This window comes from Chryseobacterium balustinum (assembly GCF_900168205.1).
GTDB lineage: Bacteria > Bacteroidota > Bacteroidia > Flavobacteriales > Weeksellaceae > Chryseobacterium > Chryseobacterium balustinum.
This window is the reverse complement of record NZ_FUZE01000061.1, coordinates 1-2,246: the sequence shown is the minus strand read 5'-3', so window position 1 is coordinate 2,246 and position 2,246 is coordinate 1. Positions and strand designations below refer to the sequence as shown.

At 33.7% G+C, this 2,246-nt stretch carries 2 protein-coding genes; both read right to left on the bottom strand.

Translation table 11 applies throughout. The features are described from left to right. Positions 1-193 precede the first annotated feature (193 nt). Positions 194-967 (bottom strand): SDR family oxidoreductase, encoded by a 774-nt coding sequence (locus tag B5X64_RS22370; RefSeq protein ID WP_079467324.1) that lies wholly within the window; start codon positions 965-967, stop codon positions 194-196. A 100-nt stretch (positions 968-1,067) separates the two neighbouring features. After that, the coding region (locus tag B5X64_RS22365; RefSeq protein WP_139377625.1) for a response regulator at positions 1,068-2,246 on the bottom strand (1,179 nt) is incomplete at its 5' end.

Below are 2,246 nucleotides of genomic sequence, written 5' to 3'. Positions count from 1 at the left end.
TTGTATAAAAGAAGATTCAAAATAGAAAAAGCAAATGCATGGCTTGATAGCTTCAAAGCTTTATTAGTAAGATTTGAGACTTTGAATATTACTTGCACAAATCTACATTATCTCGCTTTCTCTATCTTGTTTCTCAGAAAAATAAAAGTTTAAACAGGTTTAATGTTAAGCAATGTGTTGTCGTTAATCTTTTCTATAGATTAAAATCACTCATCGCAGGCATATGGATTTCCTTTACACAGCTTGCGTTTGAGGTTGATATGATAAATTTCAAAGCACCGATAACGTCTTGCAAAGGAATTAATTTTCCGTCTGTTTGTTCTATGACGGTTTCGATATTTTCTTCATCTTCGAATTCGGTTGCTAAATATCCTAAGTTTACAATTGAAACCCCAATTTTATGCTCTCGAAGATTTTCTCTTAATGAACGTACAATACCCCTCAATGCAAACTTTGTGGCGGAAAAAGTTACTTCTTTTCCATTGCTATTCGCTAATCCCCAAGTTGAGCCAATTAAAATGATCTTGGCGTTTTCAGACTGTTTTAAATTTTCAATTACTGATTTGATATTCAAAATACAAGATGTGATGTTGGTATTTATCATATTTGAAATTTCTAATTCAGAATTTTCTTCAAAACTGTATTTTTCTGTAAAAGCATTACTTTCCCATATTCCAACATTATAAATAAAATAATCGATTTTTCTATTTCTGATATTTTCTTTTATAATCTCAGCCGAATTTTTCGGGTTTGACAAGTCTGTATTAATCCACCTTACATTCGATTTTTCATTTAGATAATTAGGCTTACTTCTTGAAATTCCAAATACTTCACCATTTTCATTAGGTAAGCTTTTAGTAATTGCTTTTCCGAGACCCTTGCTTATTCCAAAAATTAAATATGTTTTGCTGTTTTCAAATTTTTCTGTCTTTAAGGGATTATCGCTAACTGTTTTGGAGCTTCTCATTCAATATATTGCAGGATCTATCATTTGTCCACTTCAGTCCACCATCCATTTTTTTCATTTCTACTCTTGATAACTGATTTACTTACCATATAACTTTTGATTACTTTATCAGCCCCTTTGCAATTTCCAAGCCCATTTTTATTTCATGTTGTATATCACTCTGCATAGCAAAAAAATCTATTTCACTATCACTTAACATCTCGCATTTCAGAGCGCATTCAGACAGTTTAAAAAATCCAGCACTCGCTGCAGTACCCTTAAGTTTATGAAGAATTAACCTTATTTCTTCAATATCTCGTTCTGCTGCTGCTTTTTTTACATTTTTTTCTGCACTAACAAGTTCCTGAATGAGAAGTCCAAGAAAAACGTTCTTGAAACCAGGATCATCCCCTGTTTGTTCTTTCAGCATTTCGATATTAATATACAGATTGATGTCTATTTCTGATAAGGGTACCCTCCCATTAAGAACCTGAGTTATATTTCTATTACTATTATCAGCATTAATGTATTTTTGTAGTATTTCCTGAAGATCTACTTTTTTGAAAGGTTTTGGAAGGAAATCAGCCATTCCTGATTCTAAGCATTTTTCTCTTTCACCTGTTATATTACCTGCCGTCACACCAATGATAGGAACTTTATCATAACCTGAAAGCATCCGAATTTGTTGTGTTGCTTCGATACCATTCATTATCGGCATCTGCACATCCATCAGTATAATGGAAAAATATTTTTTCTGACATGCTTCTAATGCCTGCATCCCATTGACTGCTTCTGTTAAAACTGCATTTGGAGCAAGTGACTCCATCATTCTTTTATTGAGGACCATATTGATGGGATTATCATCAACCAGCAAAATTTCCAGTCCCGGCGAGAATGAATACGAATTCTTTTCAGACTGAACTGGCTTTAAGTCAACTACGCTACGGTGGACTGCTTTACGTAAAGTTTTAAATAAATCGTTTGATTTTACAGGTTTTAAAAGCAGATATGAATTGTCTTTATTGCGAATGGTCGTAACAATCTCTTTCTCTTCCGAAGAAGAAGAAAGTATAATAAATGGAGTTATTTCTTTCCACTCTTTGAAGAGCACTCTTATTTTCTCAATTGTTTCTACACCAGACATCAGGGGCATGTGGTAATCCATCAGTATCACATCAAACCGTTCGCCTTTCATCAAGATCTCCAGGGCTTCCATTCCGTTAGCAGCCAGTGTGGATCTGATATTTTTGTGAGCAAGCATATGCTCAAGGATGATCCTGTTTGTTTCATTATCATCCAC